Genomic DNA, 19,923 nt, shown 5'->3' on the forward strand with positions numbered 1-19,923 from the left:
GGGGGGGGGGGGGGGGGGCCGGGGGGGCGCCGGGGCCCCCCGCCGGCGGACACGAGAAAGCCCGGCCCGCGTTTCGCGGGCCGGGCTTCGTCGTGTGCGGGTGGGCTCAGCCCTTGCCGGCGTGGCTGGCGAGCTGGTCGAGGCCCTGGATGATCCCGCCGGCCAGGTCGCCGCCGCCGAAGGAGGCCACCATGGAGAGCGCGGCCAGCTTCGCGTACGTGTCCGGGATGCGCTTGCGCGCGTAACGGCCGGTGACGATCTCGAGCTGCCGCTGGTTGGGCGACACGGCGATCAGCACCGACCGGTCCGGCTCGGCGAGCTGGCGGTGCAGCCGCTCGGCGTGCTCCCGGATCGGCTCGTCGAGGCCGCCCACGTAGACCGAGAAGACCAGGCCGGTGCCCTGGTCGGCCAGGCGGAGCGCCTCGTCGATGCGGAGCAGCTGACGGGTCGAGAACGGCCCGTCCAGGACCTCGGGCGGGTTACCGGTCCCCGCCGCGGCCTGCTTCTCACCAACGGTCACTTGCGCCTCCGGTTCCACCGGCCGGTGCCTGCCGGCCGGCCTGCTCCTGCTTGCGGCTGGTCAGCGCCGGCGCCTGCGCCCCGGCGGCCAGTGCGGTGCCGGCCGAGTCGGCCAGCTGCTCCGGACGGCCCAGGAACCAGACCGGAGTGAAATCGAAGGGCCGGCCCGGCCGGTAGCGCTTGGCACCGCCACCGCCGCCGCCGCGACTGCCGGCGGCCGCCAGTCCGGCGATCACCAGCACCGCGGCCGCCGGGATGCCGACGAAGACCAGCAACGTCTCGGTAACAGACAATCCCAACGCCCCCAGGCGGAAAGAGAGACCAGGAATGTTCGGGTCGGGTGGACGGTCATGACGACGCGCGCCCGACTCCGCTTGTGCTGTTCACGTTAGCGGAGTCGACGGCCCGCCAGATTGCGGGGTGCTGATCCCACCCGCCACAGCCGTGCTCCAGTTGCGCGGCAGTGCCTATCAATGTCGCGTCGTCGCCGTACCGGCCGGTGAGCAGCACGCCGACCGGCATCCCGTCGCCGGTGCGGCCCACCGGCAGCGAAACGGACGGGTCGCCGGTGACGTTGAAGATGGCGCAGTACGGCGAAAACCGCCGCTGCCGGTCGAAATCCTCGGCCGGATCGAGGCTCGCGAACGCGCCGACCGGCGCCTGCGGGGCCGCCAGGGTGGGGCAGAGCAGCAGGTCGCAGCCGGCGGTACGGCGTACGCCACGGCGTACCTGCGCCTGGAGTTCGCCGAGCGCGGCCATCAGCGGGCCGGCCCCGACGGCCGCGCCCCGGGCCCGGAGGAACCGGGTCAGCGGCAGCAGGTCGCTCTCCCGCTCGGACGGCACGGGGGCGAGCGCCAGCACGTACCACACGGTCTCGAACAGCGGCCACGCCTCGGGTCCGAGCGGCGCGGGGACGTCGACCACCTCGTGGCCGGCCTCGGTGAGCAGCGCGGCGGCCCGGTCGACGGCGGCCACGCAGTCCGGGTGGACCGGCTCGTCGGCCAGCATCGGGGTGGTGAACCGGCCGATCCGCAGCCGGCCCGGCGCGGCGGCCCGGGCGGCGCCCAGGTAGCCGCCGGTGGGCGCGGCGGGCGGCAGGTAGGGCTCGCCGGGCACCGGTTGCGCCAGGACGTCCAGGAGCGCGGCCACGTCGGTCACGGTGCGGCCGAGCGGGCCGCTGATGGGCAGCCCGAAGGCGCCGAAGCCGATGGGGCCGCCGGAGACCAGGCCCCGGCTGGGCTTGTAGCCGACCAGGCCGCAGAGGCCCGCCGGGATGCGTAGCGAGCCGCCGCCGTCGGAGCCCTGCGCCACCGGGACGAGCCCGCCGGCCACCGCGGCGGCCGCCCCGCCGCTGGACCCGCCCGCCGTGTAGGCGAGGCCCCACGGGTTGCGGGCCGGCGGCGCGACGAGGCCCTCCGAGTAGAGCGAGCAGCCCAGCTCCGAGGTGGTGGTCTTGCCGAGGCTGACCAGCCCGGCGGCGGCCATGAACCGGACCACGTCGGCGTCGACCGGCGGCACGAAGTCGGCGAAGGCCGCCGAGCCGAAGGTGGTGCGGACCCCGGCCGTGAGCGTGAGGTCCTTGACGGCGGTCGGCACCCCGTGCAGCGGGCCGCGCCGGTCCGCCGGCACCGCGTCGGCGGCGGCCGCCGCCGCCCGCGCGCGTTCCGGGGTGACGGTGACGAACGCGCCGAGGGTGTCGCCGAGCGCGTCCACCCGGCGCAGGTGGTGCTCCACCAGCTCCACGCTGGACAGCTCGCCCCGGCGGATCGCGGCGGCCTGCTCCAGCGCGGTCAGGTCGTGCGGCTCGGCCATGCCCCCATCCTGCCTGGTCACCGCGCCCCTCGCACTCACCACCGGCCGCGCGCCGGCCGGCCGCGCTCAGCCGTGCAGGAAGCGCAGGGCGTTGTGGGACAGCAGCTTGTCGCGCTGGTCGGCGGTGAGGAAGTCGGCCTTGCGGACCACCTGGCCGACCGGGCGCTCCCCCAGCGGGTACGGGTAGTCGCTGCCGACCAGCACCCGGTCCTCCCCCATCGTGTCGACGAGCAGCCGCAGCGCGGCCGGGTCGAAGACCACCGAGTCGACGCTGAACCGGTCGACGTAGGCGCTCGGCGGGGCGCTGGACGCGCCACGGACCAGGTCGCCGCGGCGGTGCCAGGCGTTGTCGGCGCGGCCCAGCCAGAACGGGAAGCTGCCGCCGCCGTGCGCGAAGCAGATGCGCAGCGACTCCGGCACCCGGTCGAAGACGCCGCCGAGGATCAGCGCCAGCACGGACAGGTGCGTCTCGGCCGGCATCCCGGTCAGCCAACGGGCCATCCAGCGGTCCAGCCGGGGCCCGCCCGGCATGTCCCACGGGTGCACGAAGACCGGCGCGCCCACCTCGGCGCAGTGCGTCAGGAACTGCACGATGCCGGCGTCGTCGAGGTCGCGGTCGCCCACGTGGTTGCCGATCTCCACCCCGGCGTGCCCGGCGGCCAGGCAGCGGTCCAGCTCGGCGCAGGCGGCGTCCGGGTCCTGCAACGGCACCTGGCAGAACGGCACCAGCCGGTCACCGCCGGCCGCGGTCACCGCCAGGGTGAGGTCGTTGAAGATCCGGGCCACCTTCGCGGCCTGGTCGGCCGGGCGGTCGTAGCTGAAGAAGACCGGGGTGGGCGAGACGACCTGCACGTCGACGCCGTCGGCGGCCATGTCGGCGAGCCGCGTCTCCGCGTCCCAGCACTCCGCGCCGACCGGCCGGAACTCCGTCTCCCCCACCATGATCATGGCGGCGCGCTCGGAGTCCACCCGCAACCAGGGCCAGCCGGACCCGCCGCACGCCGCGGCGAGGTCCGGCCACCCCTTGGGTACGACGTGCGTGTGCACGTCGACGACGCGTGGGCGCATCAGCCCTTGCCCGGGTGCAGCGCGCCGCAGTTGGTGCAGGTGCGGGCCTTCTCGTCGGCGTAGAACGCCGCGAAGACCGGCGGCAGGTCGGCGGCGATGTCGCGGACCTGGAGCTCCACCTCGTGCACCTTGTGGCTGCACTCGGTGCAGTACCACTGGAACTTCTCCAGCGTGCCCTCCTCGCGGACCCGCTCGATCACCATGCCGATCGAGCCGGCCTCGGGGCGCTGCGGCGAGTGCGGGGTGTTGCGCGGCAGCATCCACATCTGACCCTCGCGCACGTGCACCGTACGCGGGCCCTCGGGCAGCATGAGGTTGATGTGCATGTTGCCCTTGACCTGGTAGAAGAACTCCTCGTACGGGTCGACGTGGAAGTCGGTCCGCTGGTTCGGGCCGCCCACCACCATGACGATGAAGTCGTCGCTGCCCGGCAGCATCTCCTTGTTGCCCACCGGCGGCTTGAGCAGGTGCTGGTTCTCCCCGATCCAGCCGGAGAAGCTGAACGGCTCGGCGATCTCACTCATGACGGACCTCCCGACGGAAGTAGGGCCACGGCCTGCATCTCGATCAGCAGGTGCGGGTGCGGAAGCTGGTGCACGGCCACCGTGGTCCGGGTCGGCCCGGTGGCGTCGAAGAACTCCGCCCACACCTCGTTGTAGCCACCGAAGTCGTTCATGTTGACCAGGTAGCTGGTGACCTGCACGAGGTCGGCCAGGTCGGCGCCGACCGAGCGGAGCAGGTCGCGGATGTTCCCGATCACGACCCGGGTCTGGGCGCGGATGTCGAGGTCGGTGGTGCCGAACTCGTCCACCGTCACGCCCGCGAAGGTGTTGTCCGGGAGGCGCGACGACGTGCCGGAGACGAAGACGAAGCCGCCGGCGACCTTGACGTGCGGGAAGGCGCCGCGCGGCACGGCCTTCCCGGCCACCACCCGGGCGGTCATGGCAGCGTCTCCGTTCGTTCGCGACTGCGGGGCTCGCAGCCCCGGCTCATTCCTCGCGCTCACGGCAGAGCCCGCAGGGACGCGGTGCCGAGCTTTTCCACCACGGCCCGGACGTGCGCGCCGGGGCGCAGCGGCACGGCGGCGGTGGCGGCGCCGGCCAGGAAGACCCAGCCCTCGCGGAGCCGCACGCCGTGCCGGCCGGCCAGGCGGATGCCCTCGTCCAGGGCGCGGCGCGGGTCACCGAGGATGGCGGCGGTCGAGCCGACCTGGGCCACCCGGCCGTCGATCTCCAGCAGCACGCCGAGGTTGTCCAGCCCGTCCGGCACCGGCGACCAGGGCCCGACCACGAACGCGGCGGCCGAAGTGTTGTCGGCGATGACGTCGGGCAGGGAGAAGGTGAAGTTGGCGTACCGGGAGTCGATCAGTTCGAGCGCCGGGGCCACCGCGCGGACCGCCTCGGTGAACGCGCCGACCGGCTCACCGGGCTCGGGGAGGCGGTCCAGCAGGAACGCCACCTCCGGTTCGACCCGGGGGTGGATGAAGCCGGCCACGTCGACGGTGCCGCCGTCGGGCACCCGCATGACGTCGGTGAGCCGGCCCCAGATCACCTCGTCGACGCCGACCTGGGCCATCTTCGCCTTGCTGGTCAGCCCCATCTTCAGCCCGACCAGCCGCTCGCCCCGGTCGAGGCGGCGCTCGAGCAGCGCGGCCTGCACCGCGTACGCGGCGTCCACGTCGAGGCCCGTCTCGGCGGCGAGCTGCGCGATCGCGGTGGCCGTGTCGGCGGCCGCGCCCAGCTTCTCGGCGATCCCCGCGATGTCCGGCCCGATCATGAGTTCTCCTTACCGGCCAGGTCGAGTGCCACGTCCACGATCATGTCCTCCTGGCCGCCGACCATCCGGCGCCGGCCCAGCTCCACGAGGATCGAGCGGACGTCCACCCCGTACTTGGCGGAGGCCCGCTCGGCGTGGCGCAGGAAGCTGGAGTAGACGCCCGCGTATCCGAGGGACAGCGTCTCCCGGTCGACCTGGACCGGCCGGTCCTGGAGCGGGCGGACCAGGTCGTCGGCGGCGTCCATCAGCGCGAACACGTCGCAGCCGTGCTTCCAGCCGTGCAGTTCGGCGACCGCGACGAAGACCTCCAGCGGCGCGTTGCCGGCGCCCGCGCCCATGCCGGCCAGCGACGCGTCCACCCGGACGGTCCGGCCGTGCGGGGCGTCCGCGCCGGCCGGCCCGGGGCCGGGGATCCGGCCGTGCTCGACCGCCAGCACGCTGTTCGCCACGCCGAGCGACAGGTTGTGGTGGGCGTGGATGCCGATCTGCGTCTCCGGGTCGAGCACCTGCCGGTACGCGTCGACCCGCTGCGCCACGTCGGACATCAGCAGCCGCCCGCCGGAGTCGGTGACGTAGACGCAGTGCGCCCCGTACGACTCCATGAGCTTGGCCTGGGCGGCCAGCCCGGCCGGGTCGTTCATGTGCGACATCATCAGGAACCCGGAGACGTCCATGTCGTTCTCCCGGGCCCAGGAGATGTGCTGGGCGGAGATGTCCGCCTCGGTGCAGTGGGTGGCGATCCGCACGCTGGTCACCCCGAGCGCCCTGGCCGCCTTCAGGTCGGCGATGGTGCCGATGCCGGGCAGCAGCAGGGTGGTGAGCCGCGCGCTGGTCAGCACCTCGGCGGCCGCGGAGATCCAGTCGGCGTCGCCGGCCGCGCCGTGGCCGTAGTTGACGCTGGAGCCGGCCAGGCCGTCGCCGTGCGCCACCTCGATGGCGGCCACTCCGGCCGCGTCGAGCGCGGCGGCGATCGTCCGCACCTGGTCCACCGTGTACCGGTGGGCGATGGCGTGCATGCCGTCGCGCAGCGTCACGTCCTGGACGTAGAGGTCGGTCATCGCGTGGCCACCTTCCGGAGCGCGACCAGCCGCTCGGCGGTGCGCAGCGCGGCCGAGGTCATGATGTCCAGGTTCCCGGCGTACGCGGGCAGGTAGTGCCCGGCGCCGGAGACCTCCAGGAAGACCGACACCTGGAGCCCGGTGAAGTGCCGGCCCAGCACCGGCGCGTACGTGTCCACCCGGTCGAACTGCACGTCCTGCTTGAGCCGGTAGCCGGGGACGTACTCCTGCACGGTCTTCACCATGTCGTCGACCGAGGCGGCGATCGCGGCCCGGTCGGCGTCGGCGTCCGGGCAGAGGCAGTAGACGGTGTCCCGCATGAGCAGCGGCGGGTCGGCCGGATTCAGCACGATGATGGCCTTGCCGCGGTCGGCGCCGCCGACCACCTCGATGGCCCGGGCCGTGGTCTCGGTGAACTCGTCGATGTTGGCCCGGGTGCCCGGCCCGGCCGACTTCGAGGCGATCGAGGCGACGATCTCCCCGTACGCGACCGGGGTGACCCGGCCGACCGCGTGCACGATCGGCACGGTGGCCTGCCCGCCGCAGGTCACCATGTTCACGTTGGGCTCGTGCAGGTGCTCGTCGAGGTTGACCGGCGGCACCACGTACGGGCCGATGGCGGCCGGCGTCAGGTCGACCACGGTCCGGCCGTGCGCGCGCAGCACCGCGTCGTGGCGCCGGTGCGCGCCGGCCGAGGTGGCGTCGAAGACCAGATCGACGTCGGCGAACTCGGGCATGGCGACCAGGCCGTCCACGCCCTCGGCGGTGGTCGCCACGCCGAGCCGCCGGGCCCGGGCGAGACCGTCGGACGCCGGGTCGATGCCGGCCATCGCGACCATCCGCAGGTCGGTGCCGAGCCGCAGCACCTTGATCATCAGGTCGGTGCCGATGTTGCCCGACCCGAGCACCGCCACGCCGACTGTCATGCCGCCCCCTCCGACGACGAGAAACAGGTCCGCACCGAGCCGAGCCCGGAGATCCGCGCCTCGTACGCCGCGCCCGGCGTCACGGGCACCATCGGGCCGAGCGCCCCGGAAAGCACCACGTCCCCGGCCTTCAGCGGGTCGCCGGCGCGGGCCATGGTGCCGGCCAGCCATTCCAGGGCGTGCAACGGGTTGCCGAGGCAGGCCGCACCGGCGCCGACCGAGACAGGCTCACCGGCGTGCTCCAGCACCATGCCGCAGAGCCGCAGGTCCACGTCGGACAGCCGCCGGGGCGTGGTGCCGAGCACGAACAGCCCGCTGGAGGCGTTGTCCGCCACGGTGTCCACGATGGAGATGTCCCAGCCGGCGATCCGGGAGTCGACGATCTCGATGGCCGGCAGCACGTGGTCGACGGCCCGGATCAGGTCGACGGTGGTGACCCGCTCGTCGCGCAGGTCCGCGCCGAGCACGAAGGCGATCTCCGCCTCCACCCGCGGCTGGAGTAGGCGGCCCATCGGCACCTCGACGCCGTCGCCGACCGCCATGTCGTCGAACAGCACCCCGAAGTCGGGCTGGAAGACGCCGAAGTTCTCCTGCACGGCGCGGGAGGTGAGGCCGATCTTCGCGCCCACCCGGCGGTGGCCCTTGCCGAGCCGCTGCCGGGTGTAGACCTGCTGCACCTGGTAGGCCGCCTCGATGTCGCCCTCCGGCAGCAGCCGCCCGCGCAGCGGCGGGCACGGCTTCTCCTCCTGCCGGGCCACGGCCAGTTCCCGGTTGGCGGCTTCGATGTCCACGGTCATCCCGGCTCCTCGCTGCGAACGCTCACGACGCCGGCCATTCTGCCCGGACCGCGCACTCATGCGAGATCCACACAGACGTTTGTGAGTTCGGAGTAGAAGTCCAGGGAGTGCACCCCGCCCTCCCGGCCGATGCCCGACGCCTTCACCCCGCCGAACGGGGTGCGCAGGTCGCGCAGGAACCAGGTGTTCACCCAGACGATGCCGGCGTCCAGCCGGGAGCCGGCCCGGTGCGCCCGGCCCACGTCCCGGGTCCAGACCGTCGCCGCCAGGCCGTAGTCGGTGCCGTTGGCCAGGGCGTACGCCTCGTCCTCGTCGTCGAACGGCGCCACGTGCACCACCGGGCCGAAGATCTCCTCGGTGTTGGTGCGGGCGTCCGGGCCCAGGCCGGTGAGCACGGTCGGCTGCACGTACGCGCCGCCGTCACGGGCGTCGCCGAAGCGCGGCGTGCCGCCCCCGGCGCGCACCTCGGCGCCCTCGGTGCGGGCCAGCTCGTAGTGGCCGAGCACCTTGTCCCGGTGGCCGTGCGAGATCAGCGGCATGTTCACGGTGGCCTCGTCGGCCGGCCAGCCGTACGCCAGCTCGTCGGCGCGCTTGGCCAGCCGGGCGGTGAACTCCTCGAACACCGGCCGCTGCACGTAGATCCGCTCGGTGCAGAGGCAGACCTGGCCGCCGTTGGTGAAGCTGGACCGGACCGAGCCGGCGACCGCCGCGTCCAGGTCGGCGTCGGCGTAGACCAGGCCGGCGTTCTTGCCGCCCAGCTCGAAGCTGACCGCCTTCACCCCGTCGGCGGCGGCGCGCATGATGGCGCTGCCGGTCGCCGACTCCCCGGTGAAGGTGATCGCGTCGACGCCCGGGTGCCGGGTGAGGTGCTCGCCGGCCGAGCCGGGGCCGAAGCCGTGCACCAGGTTGAACACGCCGTCGGGCACGCCCGCCGCGGCCATCACCTCGGCGAGCAGGGTGGCCGACGCCGGGGTCTCCTCGCTGGGCTTGACCACCACGGCGTTGCCGCAGGCCAGGGCCGGGGCGACCTTCCAGGTGAGCAGCAGCAGCGGCAGGTTCCACGGCACGATGATCGCGACCACGCCGACCGGCTTGCGGACCGCGTAGTTCAGCGCCCGGCCGCCGGTCGGGGTGACCGTGGTGAACGACTCGGTCGGCGCGGTCGCCACGATCTCGGCGAACGCCCGGAAGTTGGCCGCCCCGCGCGGGATGTCCAGCGTGCGGGCCTGGGAGATGGCCTTGCCGGTGTCGGCGACCTCGGCGGCGACCAGGTCGTCGAAGCGGCGTTCCAGCTCGTCGGCGACCCGGCGGAGCACCTCGGCGCGCTCCCGCTCCCCCATCCGGCCCCACGGGCCGCGCAGCGCCGCCCGGGCCGCGGTGACCGCGTCGTCCACGACGGACTCGCCCGCCTCCACCACCTCGAAGACCGGCTCGCCGGTCACCGGGCTGCGCTTGGTGAACCGCGGCCCCAGGTCCACGAAGGAGCCGCCGACGAAGTTGCGCAGCAGGCCGGGGCCGTCCGGCGCGTGCCCGGCCATCAGCCGGGGATCCCAGAGGGTCATCCTCGCCTCCCTCGGCCGAGCGCCACCGCCACCCCGGCCAGCGCCGCCACCGCGCCGGCGGCCACCGCCCCCGCCATCCCGTACTGGCGGCGCACCCGGCGGCGCACCTCCGCGTAGGGGGTGGTGGAGAAGGAAACCAGCTCGTACTGCGAGACGTAGCGGCCGGGCAGGGCGCGCTCCAGCGCGTGCTCGATCTTCTTGCGGGTCTGGAACACCGGCGAGGCGACCTTGTCCCGCATCTCCACGAAGTTGGCCAGCGCCATCCGGGCGATCGCCTCGGCGTTGGCCTGCCGGCGGTGCTGGAACAGCGGCAGCGCCGACGCCCACTGGTCGTCGCACTCGTCCAGGCAGCGGTCCAGCTCGACCACGTCCTCGAAGGCGCAGTTCGCGCCCTGGCCGTAGAACGGGACGATGGCGTGCGCCGCGTCGCCGAGCAGGCCCACCCGGCCCTCGGTCTGCCACGGGGTGCAGCGGACCGTGCCGAGCACCCCGACCGGGTTGTGCTGGTAGTCGTCGACCAGGTTCGGGGCGAGCGGGACCAGGTCCGGGTAGTGGGTGGCGAAGTACCGCTCGATGGCGGCCGGGCTACCCAGCGAGGCGAAGCTCTGCGTGCCGTGGGTCGGCCAGAACAGGGTGCAGGTGAAGGATCGGTCCGGGTTGGGCAGCGCGATCATCATCGAGGTGCCGCGCGGCCAGATGTGCAGCGCGCCCGGGTCCAGGGCGAACTCGCCGCCGATCGGCGGGATGGTGAGTTCCTTGTAGCCGTAGTCGAGGAAGTCGAGGCTCTCGCTCACCGCCCCGTACGCCAGCAGTTGCCCGCGCACGGCGGAGCCGGCGCCGTCGGCGCCGAGCACCACCGACGCGGTCTCGCCCACCTTGCCCTGCGGGGTCTCGAAGGTCATCTCGCCGGTGGCCGGGTCGAGCCCGACGAGCCGGTGGTCGAAGGCGATCCGCACGCCGGGCAGCGCGGAGGCGGCGTCGAGCAGCGCGTTGTTCAGCGCGCCCCGGCTGATCGAGTTGATCGCCCGGTCGCCGGAGACGCTGTACGACTGGAACTGCGGCTCGCCCTCCACCGGGTGGATCATCCGGCCGCGCATCGGCAGCGCGTCGGTCATCACCTGGTGGTCCAGGCCGATGCGGCGCAACGCGTCCAGGCCGCGCTCGGAGAGCGCCAGGTTGATCGAGCGGCCCCGCTCGACCTTCCCGATACGCGGGTCCGGCCGCCGCTCGTAGAGGGCGACCGGGTAGCCGCGCCGGGCCAGGAAACAGGCCAGCAGGCAACCGGCCAGGCCGGCACCGACGACGGCGACCTCCTCGCGTTCGGCACTCATCGATCCACCTCCACCGTCGCAGCCAGCGCGTCCGCGACCCGCCAGCAGTCGTGGTACGTCGAGTAGAGCGGCACCGGGGCGAACCGCACGATGTCGGGCTCCCGGGCGTCGGCGATCACGCCGTGCTCGTGCCGCAGCCGCTTGGTCAACTCGTTGGCGCTGCCGGCGCCGATCCGCACCGAGAGCTGGCACCCCCGGCGGGCCGGGTCGCGCGGGGTGACCACGGTCAGCGGCCGGTCGGCGGTCACCTCGTCGAGCAGCCGCTCCAGGTAACCGGTGAGCCGGAGGCTGCGCTCGCGCAGCGCGGGCATGCCGACCGCGTCGAACAGCTCCAGCGAGGTGCGCACCGGCCCCATCGCGAAGATCGGCGGGTTGGAGATCTGCCACGCCTCGACGGTGGCGGGCGGCCGGGACACCGGGGTCATCTCGAACCGGGTGGCCGCCTCGGTGCTCCACCAGCCCTCGAAGCGCGGCAGTGCGGGGTCGCCGAGGTGGCGCTCGTGGACGAAGACGCCGCCGAGGGCGCCGGGCCCCGAGTTCAGGTACTTGTAGGAGCACCAGGCGGCGAAGTCGACGTCCCAGTCGTGCAGGGCCAGGGGCACGTTGCCGGCCGCGTGCGCCAGGTCCCAGCCGACGACCGCGCCGGCCGCCCGCCCGGCGGCGGTGATGGCCGGGATGTCCATCAGCTCGCCGGTCAGGTAGTTGACCCCGCCGAGCAGCAGCAGCGCCACGGTGTGCCCCTCGGCGGCCAGGAAGTCCAGGACGTCCCCGGTCCGCAGGGTGTCCTCGCCGGGGCGCGGCCTGAGGCGGACGACGGCGGTGTCCGGGTCGAGGCCGTGGAACCGCGCCTGGCTGCGCACCGCGTAGCTGTCCGAGGGGAAGGCGCTGTCCTCGATGACGATCCGGGTCCGCTCCCCCGCCGGCCGGTAGAAGCTCACCATGAGCAGGTGCAGGTTGACCGTGAGGGAGTTCATCACCACGGTCTCCGCGGGGCGGGCGCCGACCAGTCGCGCGGCCGGCGCGGCGAGGAGTTCGTGGTACGGCAGCCAGGGCCGCTCCGCCTCCAGGTGCCCCTCCACGCCCAGCCGCCGCCAGGCGTCCAGGTCGGCGAGCAGTTCCTCCCGGGTGGCCCGCGGTTGCAGGCCGAGCGAGTTGCCGGCCAGGTACGCCACCTCGGGGTAGCGCCCACCCTCGGCCGGCGGCACGAGGAACAGGTGCCGGTGGCCGGGGTCGGCGGCGTCGAGCGTCCGCGCCTCGGCTTCGGCCCCGCCGGAGCCCAGCGGCGCAGTTTCGGTGTTCCGCATGGTTCCTCCGGTCACATCGCGGTTCGGGCCGACCACAGCTCCGGGAAGACCACCCGGGCCATGCTCCGTTGCAACCAGGCCAGCCCGGCGGAGCCGCCGCTGCCGACCTTGGCGCCCATCGAGCGCTGCACCGCCTTGACATGGTGCCAGCGCCAGTCGCCGAATCCCTCGGCCACCTCGCTCAGTGCCTCGCCGAGCAGGCGCAGGTGGTTGTCGGGGCCGCCGTCGGCGTAGATCCGCACCCAGGCCGCCTCGACGGCCGGGTGCGGCTCGTGCTCGGTCGTCACGTCCCGGTCCAGCAGGTCGGCGGGCAGCTCGAAGCCGCGCCGGGCGAGCAGCGCCACCACGTCGTCCCAGAGGCTCGGCGTGGCCAGCGCGGCGGTCAGCTCGGCGTGCACCTCGGTCTGCCGGCGGAACGGGCGGATCAGCGCCGGGTCGCGCAGGCCGAGCAGGAACTCCAGCTGCCGGTACATGGCCGACTGGAAGCCGGAGCCCTCGCCGAGCCGGTCGCGGAACCGGTTGAAGTCCGCCGGCGTCATCCAGCGCAGCCCCTGCCAGGCGGCGTTGAGCCCCTCGATGTGCAGGGCGGCGCGGCGCAGCGGGGGCAGCGCGTCCCAGATCCGGTTGGCCCGCAGCTCGCGCTGGGCGTGGCGCAGCTCGTGACAGGTCAGCTTGAAGTACAGCTCCATGATCTGGCTGACCATCAGGAAGGACATCTCGCCCGGGTCGTCGCTGAGCGGCTGCTGGAGCTGGTGCAGCGTGCTCGCGTGGACGTAGGCGTCGTAGGGCACCCGGTCGGCGAACTCCAGGGTCGGTTTGCCACCGTTGCGCGCCGCCCGGGCCGCCCGCTGCTGCGGGGTGGCCGGCCGCACCGCTGTCGTCTGTTCCACCGTCATCTCCCTCCGTACGCCGGGGTAGACGACATGATGCCGCTGGTTGATCCGCGAATGGAATGCCTGTTCGACGGCGCTACGGTGGTATCACCTGTCGCGTCGAAGGCGTCTCCGCCCCTCGACTTCACGGAAGAAAGGTCACCGCGTGGACGAGATGGACTGGGCGCTGCTGCGCGAACTCCAGGCCGACGCCCGGCTCTCCTACAGCGAGCTGTCCCGCCGGGTGCACCTGTCCCCGCCCGCCGTGGCCGAGCGGGTGCGGCGGCTGGAGGAGTCCGGGGTGATCACCGGCTACCACGCGCACGTGGACCTCACCCGGGCCGGCCGTACCGTGCTCGCGCTGATCCGGATGTCCTGCTACGGGTCCCGGTGCATCCTCAACGACCCCGCCGTGGCGGACTGGCCGGAGATCATGGAGATCCACCGGATCACCGGCGACGCGTGCAGCATGCTCAAGGTGGCCGCGGGCACGATGGGCGAGTTCGAGGGGGTCATCGACCGGCTCGCCCCGTACGGGCAGCCGTCCAGCACCATGGTGCTCTCCACCCCGCTGGACTGGCACCCGGTCACCCCGCTCCCGCCGCCCGGGGCGTCCCCTACCGTCCGGCGCCGCTGATCCGCCCTGGGTTTGCCCCCACGTCACGGGGAATGCAGCCCACGCTGCCCGTCAGCAGGATTCCGGTGCACCGCACCGGAAGGGGGGAATCATGCGAGGGCTCCTGTCACACCGCGCGCTCTGGGCCGTTCTGGGCCTGCTCGGCCTGGTCGCGGCGTTCGTCCTGAGCACCGCCGCTCCGGCCCGCGCCGGGGAGAACGTCTTCGTCGAGGTGACGCCGAACAGCGTCCAGGCCGGCTCCCGGGTGAGCATCCGGGCCAGCTGCGACGGCAACAACGACCGGCAGGCCCAGGTCACCTCGGACGCCTTCGGTCGGGTGATGCTCCGGCCGGACAACGGCTTCCTCACCGGAGCGGTCACCATTCCCGGCAACAAGGCGCCGGGTGACTACCCGGTGAACCTGGACTGCTCCAACGGGAAGACCGCCTCGACCATGCTCACCGTGCTGAACATGGCCCAGCCGAGCAAGGGTCCGGCGACCGGTGGCGGGGGCACGGCGGGCGGCCGGGGTGCCGGCTCGCTGCTGCTGGTCGGCGGCCTGGTCGTGGTGGCCGTGGTGGCCGGGGTCGGCGCCCGCCGCAAGTCCGGCAGCCGCGTCTGACGGGGGGTGCGGCCATGGCCCGCTCACCGCGCCGCCACGACCGCACCGGTCCCGGGCCGGACCCGCGCCGGGCCGCCGGCGCCGGCCGCCGGGGCCGGCACCGGACCGACTCCCGGGTCGCCGCCGGGCTGCGGCTGGTGTCCCGCGCCTCACGCCGGTTCACCCGCGCCGCCGGCCACGCCTTCTCGGCCAGCGTCACCACCGCGGACCCGCAGGCCCGCCCGGTGGCGCCGGCACGACAGGCCCCGGCCGCCGGCCGCTGGCGGTACGCCGCCCAGCGCGGCCCCGGCACCCCGGTGCTGGTGGTCGCGGCGGTGATGGCGATGATCGTGGCGATGCTCGGGGTGGAACGGCTGACCGGCATCAGCGTGCTGCCGGAGCAGCTCACCGCCGGCCTGCGCCCGCCGCCCAAGAAGTTCCCGGTGCTGTCCGGCAGCCCACCGACGGACCTGACGATCGGCAAGATCGACCTGCGGGCGCCGGTGCACCGGGTGGGCATCGCCCCGGACGGCAGCATCGCGGTGCCGGACGTCGGCCGGGCCGGCGAGGTCGGCTGGTACGAGCAGGGACCGACCCCCGGGCAGTACGGCCCGGCGGTCTTCGTCGGGCACGTCGACACCACCACCGGGCCGGCCGTCTTCCACGACCTCAAGGACCTCGACGACGGCGACCGGATCGAGGTGACCCGGCAGGACCACTCGGTGGCCGTCTTCGAGGTGACCTCGATCGAGCGGTACGGCAAGGAGCGGCTGCCCGTGCGGGAGGTCTACGGCGACTTCAGCCGGCCCAACCTGCGGCTGATCACCTGCGGCGGACGCTGGGTGGGCGGCGAGACCGGATACGCGGACAACCTGGTGGTGTACGCCTCGCTGGTGAAGGCGCGCTGAGCGGCAGTTCAGGCCGCCTCGGGCTCCGGCTCGCGCAGGTCGAGCCAGTCCGCCCAGCGCGGGTCGGGCGCCCGATGACCGAGCACCCGCCAGGCCGTGCCCTTCGGGGCGGCCGGGAGGCTGTGCAGCCGCCACCCCAGCTCGGCAGGCGTCTTGTCGCCCTTGGTGTGGTTGCAGCGGGCGCAGGCGGCGACCACGTTCTCCCAGGCGTGCCGGCCGCCCCGGCTGCGAGGGAAGACGTGGTCGATGGTCTCCGCCGGGCCGCGGCAGTAGGCGCAGCGCCAGCCGTCCCGGGCGAAGATCGCCCGCCGGGAGAGCCCGACGTGGGCGCGGTAGGGGACCCGGACGTAGCGGGTCAGCCGGACCACCGAGGGGACCGGGAGCGCGTTGCGCGCGCTGTGCAGGATGCCCTCGCCGTCGGCCACGCAGACGGCCTTGGCGGAGAGCACGAGGATCGCCGCGCGACGCACCGACACGACACACAGGGGCTCGTAGGTGGCGTTGAGAACGAGTGCACCGGAGCCCGCCGTGGGTCGTATGTCAGGCATCGCGCTCACCCTCCCGGTCCAGCCGCTCCGGCCACCATGACGCCGGGCGCCCCCGCGGGCAGCGGGGAACGACACCGACGCCGGCCGGATCACCGACGTCCGTTGCGCCAATAGTCCCTGATCGCGCCCCGGATTGCACGCACTAATCCGGGGTACCCTCATGAAGCTTTCTCCGTCCGTGCCAGGATGACCGGTTCCGCCCCGCATGATCGGTCCGCCGCCCCGCCGGCGGTGGCCGGGGCGGGTCGCCAGCGGGCGCCCAGCGGTGTTGCGGTACTAAGGCAGGGTGAGTCTCTCCGACCTGATCGCCACCGTGTTGTCCGCCGTTTCCGACCGGCGCCCGGACTGCCAGGGCAGCAGCTCCTGCGAGTGGGTGTACAAGGTCACCAACTCCGCCTGGTTCGCCGAGAGCAGCTACTGGATCCTGCTGAAGCCGCTGCGCATCGCGCTGATCCTGCTGCTGGCCGTGGCCGCCCGGTGGGCCCTGCACCGCACCATCAACCGGCTGGTCCGGACCACCACCGAGGGCGCGGTGCCCACCATGCTCCGCCCGCTGCGCGAGCGGATCCCCAGCGCCACGCTCGAACCGGAGCAGTTCGTGCCCGAGCGGCGGCGGCAGCGCGCCGAGGCGATCGGCTCGGTGCTGCGCAGCATGGTGACCGCGTTCATCTTCGGCATCGCCCTGCTCATGGTGCTCAAGGAGTTCAGCTTCGACCTGGCCCCGCTGCTGGCCAGCGCCGGCATCGCCGGCGTGGCCCTCGGCTTCGGCGCGCAGAGCCTGGTCAAGGACCTGATCGCCGGCCTGTTCATGCTCATAGAGGATCAGTACGGCGTCGGCGACACCGTCGACCTGGGCGAGGCGACCGGCGTGGTGGAGGCGGTGGGCCTGCGGGTCACCACGGTCCGGGACGGCCGCGGGGTGCTCTGGTACATCCGCAACGGCGAGATCATCCGGGTGGGCAACAAGAGCCAGGGCTGGGCTCTGGTGGTGGTCGACCTGCCGATCGGCTTCGCCGGCACCGAGGACGCCACCGCGGTGCTGCGTACGGCGGCCGCCTCCGTCGCGCTGGACCCCGAGCTGTCGCCGCAGATCGTCGAGGAGCCGGAGGTGCTCGGCGTCGAGCAGATGACGGTCGACGGCGCGGTGATCCGTACCGTGGTGAAGACGACCGCCGACGGGCAGTTCGCGGTCGGCCGGGAGCTGCGCCGCCGGCTCGCCGAGGCACTGGAGAACTCGGGCATCACGGCGCGGATCGCGGCGGCGCGGCTCTATCCCGGCCTGCCGGCCCGCGCTCCGGGCGGCGGCGAGACGGGCACCGGCGGGGCCACCTGACCCGCGTCGCCGGTCGGCTCTACGGGCCCGACGAATTCCGGGGTCGCGCGCCGCGCGGCCCCTCGGGTATCGTCCGTTCGTTCAGTCGGAGATGTGACGATCAATCCGTTCACCCTAGCCAGTTGTCAGACGATCGGGCAGAATCCGGTGAACATGCTCCCCAAGGGAGCGTGCTGGTGTCCTCGCTGATCCGTAGATCTGACGACGGTTTCCAGGTCGGACCATCACGAGTGGTCGACCCGGAAACGATGGAGGCGACGGTGTCCGACGAGCGACCCGCCCAGGAGGGGCCGGCCACGTTCCGCGACGTTTTCGGCCTCGCGGAGTTCCGGGTCCTCTTCATGGCAAGCGCTCTGTCCTGGATCGGTGACTACGTCGCGAAGGCGGCGGTGACCGTCCTCGTCTACCGGCAGACCGACTCGGTGGCGCTGTCCGCCGCCGCGTTCGCGGCGAGCTACCTGCCCTGGCTGGTCGGCGGTCCACTGCTCTCCGCGCTCGCCGAGCGCTACCGGTACCGGCAGGTCATGGTGGCCTGCGACGTGGTCCGGATGCTCCTCATGGTGCTGGTCGCCCTGCCCGGGGTGCCGCCCTGGGCGGTCCTCGCCCTGATCTTCGCCGCCACGCTGGCCAACCCGCCGAGCCAGGCCGCCCGGTCCGCGCTGATGCCCCAGATCCTCGCGGGCGACCGGCTGGTGGTCGGCCTGTCGGTCTCGGTGAGCAGCGGGCAGGCCGCCCAGGTCCTCGGCTACCTGCTCGGCGCGGCGGTGGCGGCGGTCAACCCGGCCGCCGCGCTGCTGATCAACGCGGCCACCTTCGGCATCTCCGCGGCGCTGGTCCGCTTCGGCCTGCGGGACCGGCCGCCGGCCATGACCGAGGCGCACCGCAGCCACCTGCTGCGGGAGACCGCGGAGGGGTTCCGCCTCGTCTTCGGCCGCCCGGTGCTGCGCGCCATCGCCGTGCTGGTGTTCAGCGCGATGGTCTTCTCGATCGTCCCCGAGGGGCTCGCCGCGGCCTGGGCCGCCGAGCGGGCCGGGGACGGCATGGACACCGGCACCGCCCAGGCGGTCATCATGGCCGCCAACCCGGTCGGCTACGTGCTCGGCGGGCTCGCCGTCGGGCGGTTCGTCGGCCCGGCCCGCCGGCTGACCCTGATGCGTCCGCTGGCGGTGATCGCCCCGGCGGTGCTGGTCCCGGCGCTGCTCGACCCGCCGCCGGTGGTGGTGGCGCTCCTCGCCGCCGCGTGCGGCTTCGCGGTGGCGGGGCTCATCCCGGTCGCCAACGGTCTCTTCGTCCAGGCCCTGCCGGAGGGCTACCGGGCCCGGGCGTTCGGTGTGATGGCCAGCGGCACCCAGATCATCCAGGGCGCCGCCGTGCTGGCCACCGGGGCGCTCGCCGAGCGGTTCGCGATCCCCTCGGTGGTCGGCGTGTGGAGCGCCGCAGGCGTGCTGCTGATGCTCCTCGCGGTGCTCACCTGGCCGCGCCCGGCCACCGTCGAGGCGGCCGTCGCGGCCGCCCGGGCGGAATCCGCGGCCACGGCCGCCCGCGACGGGAGCGGCGGCCACACCCCGGGGCGAGGGCTGGCGGGCGACCGGTCCGGCGACCGCAGCCGGCGCCGGCACGCGGTGACCTGACTCCCGCCGGGAGGTGGGCGTGGGCCGCCCGACCGCAGCCGGCACCGGCACGCGGTGACCTGACTCCCGCCGGGAGGTGGGCGTGGGCCGCCCCCCGGGCGGCACCTGGCAGGATGGATGGCGTGACTTCCCCAGGCGAGTCGATGACCCTCTTCGAGGCGATCGGCGGCGAACCCGCCTTCCGTAAGCTGGTGGACGAGTTCTACGTCGGTGTCGCCACCGACCCGCTGCTGCGGCCCATGTACCCGGAGGAGGACCTCGGCCCCGCGGCCGACCGGCTGACCCTCTTCCTCATCCAGTACTGGGGTGGCCCGCACACCTACTCGGAGCAGCGTGGCCACCCGCGGCTGCGGATGCGGCACGCACCGTTCCGGATCGGCGCGGTTGAGCGGGACGCCTGGCTGCACCACATGCGCCGGGCGGTGGACCGCCTGGACCTGCCTCCGCAGCTCGCCGCCGCGCTCTGGGACTATCTGGAGCGGGCCGCCTACTTCATGGTGAACGTGATGGAGGACCCGGCGGCCGAGAGCTGACCGGGCGCCGCTGGGCGGCCGGGGCCGCCCGGCGGCGTCAGAGCAGGGCGCCCTCGTCGTGCAGCCAGTCGACGAAGGTGGTGGCCACCGCGGCGCCGCAGTCGAGCATCTCGACCAGCAGCGCGTCGTGGGTGCCGGCGCCGAGCGGGACCTGCAGCTCCGCGTAGATGGGCAGTTGGCCGCGCTCGGTCGGGTCGCCGATGTAGGCCTTGCAGAACCGCCGGGTGTGGTTCCACTCGTTGACCACCCGGTAGGCGCGGTCGGCCCAGTCCGGCGGGACGGTCGCGTGTGGCCGGGCCCGCATCACCAGGATCTCGTCCTCGGGGCCCTCCAGGGTGACCAGCACCGCGTGCCGCTCCCACATGGCCAGCAGGTTCCCGTCGCCGTCGGCCAGGTAGCGCACGTCGAGCAGGTCGAGCGCGTCGCAGACCCGGCGGAGGGTGACCGGTGCGACCGTTGCCGGCATGTCGGCGATCACGGGCCGCTCGGCGGCCGCCGCGTCGTCCGCCGGCTGACGGGGGGTCGGTGGCCCGACCCGGACGGTGTCATCCACTGTGATCCCGCTTCGAGTTTCCGGGTCGCCGCCGCCACCGGCGGGACCTGGGCGCCATGACCACCACGGCATCGCTCGCGCACCTCACTCCCCAGCGGATCCAGTCGCCTACGGTGCGTTGGATCCGAGGATGGACGGTACCCGGACAGCCGGCAGGAGGCATCCCCCCAACGGC

Annotated in this window: 22 protein-coding genes; 6 read left to right on the forward strand and 16 right to left on the reverse strand. The window is 73.7% G+C overall.

Going from position 1 to position 19,923, the window contains the following annotated elements:
* Nucleotides 1-106 precede the first annotated feature (106 nt).
* The 14 genes from NFX44_RS17320 to NFX44_RS17385 all read right to left on the reverse strand — a co-directional run bounded on the left by NFX44_RS17320 (nucleotide 107) and on the right by NFX44_RS17385 (nucleotide 13,049).
* On the reverse strand, nucleotides 107-520 hold the full coding sequence (locus tag NFX44_RS17320; RefSeq protein WP_262284599.1) for a DUF5130 domain-containing protein: 414 nt from the start codon (nucleotides 518-520) through the stop codon (nucleotides 107-109).
* Nucleotides 507-794 (reverse strand): hypothetical protein, encoded by a 288-nt coding sequence (locus tag NFX44_RS17325; RefSeq protein ID WP_262284881.1) that lies wholly within the window; start codon nucleotides 792-794, stop codon nucleotides 507-509. The genes NFX44_RS17320 and NFX44_RS17325 overlap by 14 nt, the downstream gene beginning before the upstream one ends.
* A gap of 73 nt (nucleotides 795-867) precedes the next feature.
* Nucleotides 868-2,331, reverse strand: coding sequence for an amidase (locus NFX44_RS17330; protein ID WP_262284600.1), 1,464 nt, complete (start codon nucleotides 2,329-2,331; stop codon nucleotides 868-870).
* A 66-nt stretch (nucleotides 2,332-2,397) separates the two neighbouring features.
* On the reverse strand, nucleotides 2,398-3,399 hold the full coding sequence (locus tag NFX44_RS17335) for an amidohydrolase family protein (RefSeq protein WP_262284601.1): 1,002 nt from the start codon (nucleotides 3,397-3,399) through the stop codon (nucleotides 2,398-2,400).
* The gene (locus tag NFX44_RS17340) at nucleotides 3,399-3,923 is read right to left on the reverse strand and encodes a 3-hydroxyanthranilate 3,4-dioxygenase (RefSeq protein WP_262284602.1); all 525 of its coding nucleotides are present in this window, start codon (nucleotides 3,921-3,923) and stop codon (nucleotides 3,399-3,401) included. The genes NFX44_RS17335 and NFX44_RS17340 overlap by 1 nt, the downstream gene beginning before the upstream one ends.
* Nucleotides 3,920-4,342 carry a RidA family protein gene (locus NFX44_RS17345; RefSeq protein ID WP_262284603.1) on the reverse strand — a complete coding sequence of 141 codons (423 nt, stop codon included), beginning with the start codon at nucleotides 4,340-4,342 and terminating at the stop codon, nucleotides 3,920-3,922. The genes NFX44_RS17340 and NFX44_RS17345 overlap by 4 nt, the downstream gene beginning before the upstream one ends.
* A gap of 59 nt (nucleotides 4,343-4,401) precedes the next feature.
* A complete protein-coding gene (locus tag NFX44_RS17350; protein ID WP_262284604.1) occupies nucleotides 4,402-5,175 on the reverse strand; it encodes a 2-keto-4-pentenoate hydratase in 774 nt (257 codons plus the stop codon).
* Nucleotides 5,172-6,233, reverse strand: coding sequence for a 4-hydroxy-2-oxovalerate aldolase (dmpG, locus tag NFX44_RS17355; RefSeq protein ID WP_262284605.1), 1,062 nt, complete (start codon nucleotides 6,231-6,233; stop codon nucleotides 5,172-5,174). Before dmpG ends, NFX44_RS17350 begins: the two co-directional genes overlap by 4 nt.
* Complete coding sequence (locus NFX44_RS17360; RefSeq protein ID WP_262284606.1) at nucleotides 6,230-7,159, reverse strand: acetaldehyde dehydrogenase (acetylating); 930 nt, start codon at nucleotides 7,157-7,159, stop codon at nucleotides 6,230-6,232. The genes dmpG and NFX44_RS17360 overlap by 4 nt, the downstream gene beginning before the upstream one ends.
* Nucleotides 7,156-7,956 carry a 2-keto-4-pentenoate hydratase gene (locus NFX44_RS17365; RefSeq protein ID WP_262284607.1) on the reverse strand — a complete coding sequence of 267 codons (801 nt, stop codon included), beginning with the start codon at nucleotides 7,954-7,956 and terminating at the stop codon, nucleotides 7,156-7,158. Before NFX44_RS17365 ends, NFX44_RS17360 begins: the two co-directional genes overlap by 4 nt.
* A gap of 56 nt (nucleotides 7,957-8,012) precedes the next feature.
* On the reverse strand, nucleotides 8,013-9,494 hold the full coding sequence (locus tag NFX44_RS17370) for a 2-hydroxymuconic semialdehyde dehydrogenase (RefSeq protein ID WP_262284882.1): 1,482 nt from the start codon (nucleotides 9,492-9,494) through the stop codon (nucleotides 8,013-8,015).
* A 20-nt stretch (nucleotides 9,495-9,514) separates the two neighbouring features.
* Entirely contained in the window at nucleotides 9,515-10,849 is a 1,335-nt protein-coding gene (locus tag NFX44_RS17375; RefSeq protein ID WP_262284608.1) for an NAD(P)/FAD-dependent oxidoreductase, read from the reverse strand.
* Nucleotides 10,846-12,153, reverse strand: a complete 1,308-nt coding sequence (gene kynU, locus NFX44_RS17380) for a kynureninase (RefSeq protein WP_262284609.1) — start codon at nucleotides 12,151-12,153, stop codon at nucleotides 10,846-10,848. Before kynU ends, NFX44_RS17375 begins: the two co-directional genes overlap by 4 nt.
* An 11-nt stretch (nucleotides 12,154-12,164) precedes the next feature.
* Nucleotides 12,165-13,049, reverse strand: coding sequence for a tryptophan 2,3-dioxygenase (locus NFX44_RS17385; RefSeq protein ID WP_262284610.1), 885 nt, complete (start codon nucleotides 13,047-13,049; stop codon nucleotides 12,165-12,167).
* 142 nt (nucleotides 13,050-13,191) lie between these two features.
* Between NFX44_RS17385 and NFX44_RS17390 the strand changes: the two genes are divergently transcribed.
* The 3 genes from NFX44_RS17390 (at nucleotide 13,192) to NFX44_RS17400 (ending at nucleotide 15,150) form a co-directional block, all read left to right on the forward strand.
* Complete coding sequence (locus tag NFX44_RS17390; protein WP_262284611.1) at nucleotides 13,192-13,662, forward strand: Lrp/AsnC family transcriptional regulator; 471 nt, start codon at nucleotides 13,192-13,194, stop codon at nucleotides 13,660-13,662.
* A gap of 91 nt (nucleotides 13,663-13,753) precedes the next feature.
* Complete coding sequence (locus tag NFX44_RS17395; protein ID WP_262284612.1) at nucleotides 13,754-14,263, forward strand: hypothetical protein; 510 nt, start codon at nucleotides 13,754-13,756, stop codon at nucleotides 14,261-14,263.
* A gap of 14 nt (nucleotides 14,264-14,277) precedes the next feature.
* Nucleotides 14,278-15,150 carry a class F sortase gene (locus NFX44_RS17400; protein ID WP_262284613.1) on the forward strand — a complete coding sequence of 291 codons (873 nt, stop codon included), beginning with the start codon at nucleotides 14,278-14,280 and terminating at the stop codon, nucleotides 15,148-15,150.
* Nucleotides 15,151-15,158: 8 nt separating this feature from the next.
* On the opposite strand, the gene NFX44_RS17405 is transcribed toward NFX44_RS17400, so the two are convergent.
* Nucleotides 15,159-15,698, reverse strand: a complete 540-nt coding sequence (locus NFX44_RS17405; RefSeq protein WP_262284614.1) for an HNH endonuclease — start codon at nucleotides 15,696-15,698, stop codon at nucleotides 15,159-15,161.
* A gap of 313 nt (nucleotides 15,699-16,011) precedes the next feature.
* Here NFX44_RS17405 and NFX44_RS17410 point away from each other — a divergent pair, with 313 nt between their 5' ends.
* The 3 genes from NFX44_RS17410 to NFX44_RS17420 all read left to right on the forward strand — a co-directional run bounded on the left by NFX44_RS17410 (nucleotide 16,012) and on the right by NFX44_RS17420 (nucleotide 19,195).
* The gene (locus tag NFX44_RS17410; RefSeq protein ID WP_315974607.1) at nucleotides 16,012-17,031 is read left to right on the forward strand and encodes a mechanosensitive ion channel family protein; all 1,020 of its coding nucleotides are present in this window, start codon (nucleotides 16,012-16,014) and stop codon (nucleotides 17,029-17,031) included.
* Between the two features lie 248 nt (nucleotides 17,032-17,279).
* Nucleotides 17,280-18,662, forward strand: a complete 1,383-nt coding sequence (locus NFX44_RS17415) for an MFS transporter (RefSeq protein WP_262284615.1) — start codon at nucleotides 17,280-17,282, stop codon at nucleotides 18,660-18,662.
* Between the two features lie 143 nt (nucleotides 18,663-18,805).
* The gene (locus NFX44_RS17420; protein WP_262284883.1) at nucleotides 18,806-19,195 is read left to right on the forward strand and encodes a globin; all 390 of its coding nucleotides are present in this window, start codon (nucleotides 18,806-18,808) and stop codon (nucleotides 19,193-19,195) included.
* 37 nt (nucleotides 19,196-19,232) lie between these two features.
* Here NFX44_RS17420 and NFX44_RS17425 read toward each other — a convergent pair whose 3' ends face one another.
* Nucleotides 19,233-19,820, reverse strand: a complete 588-nt coding sequence (locus NFX44_RS17425; RefSeq protein WP_262284616.1) for a YbjN domain-containing protein — start codon at nucleotides 19,818-19,820, stop codon at nucleotides 19,233-19,235.
* Between the last annotated feature and the right edge of the window lie 103 nt (nucleotides 19,821-19,923).

The sequence above is a fragment of the Micromonospora sp. MA102 genome, from assembly GCF_025460765.1.
GTDB classification, from domain to species: Bacteria; Actinomycetota; Actinomycetes; order Mycobacteriales; family Micromonosporaceae; genus Micromonospora; species Micromonospora halotolerans.

Excerpts from the sequence above, each read along its gene's own strand:
- NFX44_RS17330 (WP_262284600.1), bottom strand. The coding sequence starts at position 2,331 with ATGGCCGAGCCGCACGACCTGACCGCGCTGGAGCAGGCCGCCGCGATC.
- NFX44_RS17335 (WP_262284601.1), bottom strand. The coding sequence starts at position 3,399 with ATGCGCCCACGCGTCGTCGACGTGCACACGCACGTCGTACCCAAGGGG.
- NFX44_RS17340 (WP_262284602.1), bottom strand. The coding sequence starts at position 3,923 with ATGAGTGAGATCGCCGAGCCGTTCAGCTTCTCCGGCTGGATCGGGGAG.
- NFX44_RS17345 (WP_262284603.1), bottom strand. The coding sequence starts at position 4,342 with ATGACCGCCCGGGTGGTGGCCGGGAAGGCCGTGCCGCGCGGCGCCTTC.
- NFX44_RS17350 (WP_262284604.1), bottom strand. The coding sequence starts at position 5,175 with ATGATCGGGCCGGACATCGCGGGGATCGCCGAGAAGCTGGGCGCGGCC.
- dmpG (WP_262284605.1), bottom strand. The coding sequence starts at position 6,233 with ATGACCGACCTCTACGTCCAGGACGTGACGCTGCGCGACGGCATGCAC.
- NFX44_RS17360 (WP_262284606.1), bottom strand. The coding sequence starts at position 7,159 with ATGACAGTCGGCGTGGCGGTGCTCGGGTCGGGCAACATCGGCACCGAC.
- NFX44_RS17365 (WP_262284607.1), bottom strand. The coding sequence starts at position 7,956 with ATGACCGTGGACATCGAAGCCGCCAACCGGGAACTGGCCGTGGCCCGG.
- NFX44_RS17370 (WP_262284882.1), bottom strand. The coding sequence starts at position 9,494 with ATGGCCGGGCACGCGCCGGACGGCCCCGGCCTGCTGCGCAACTTCGTC.
- NFX44_RS17375 (WP_262284608.1), bottom strand. The coding sequence starts at position 10,849 with ATGAGTGCCGAACGCGAGGAGGTCGCCGTCGTCGGTGCCGGCCTGGCC.
- kynU (WP_262284609.1), bottom strand. The coding sequence starts at position 12,153 with ATGCGGAACACCGAAACTGCGCCGCTGGGCTCCGGCGGGGCCGAAGCC.
- NFX44_RS17385 (WP_262284610.1), bottom strand. The coding sequence starts at position 13,049 with ATGACGGTGGAACAGACGACAGCGGTGCGGCCGGCCACCCCGCAGCAG.
- NFX44_RS17395 (WP_262284612.1), top strand. The coding sequence starts at position 13,754 with ATGCGAGGGCTCCTGTCACACCGCGCGCTCTGGGCCGTTCTGGGCCTG.
- NFX44_RS17400 (WP_262284613.1), top strand. The coding sequence starts at position 14,278 with ATGGCCCGCTCACCGCGCCGCCACGACCGCACCGGTCCCGGGCCGGAC.
- NFX44_RS17405 (WP_262284614.1), bottom strand. The coding sequence starts at position 15,698 with ATGCCTGACATACGACCCACGGCGGGCTCCGGTGCACTCGTTCTCAAC.
- NFX44_RS17415 (WP_262284615.1), top strand. The coding sequence starts at position 17,280 with ATGGAGGCGACGGTGTCCGACGAGCGACCCGCCCAGGAGGGGCCGGCC.
- NFX44_RS17420 (WP_262284883.1), top strand. The coding sequence starts at position 18,806 with ATGACCCTCTTCGAGGCGATCGGCGGCGAACCCGCCTTCCGTAAGCTG.
- NFX44_RS17425 (WP_262284616.1), bottom strand. The coding sequence starts at position 19,820 with ATGCCGTGGTGGTCATGGCGCCCAGGTCCCGCCGGTGGCGGCGGCGAC.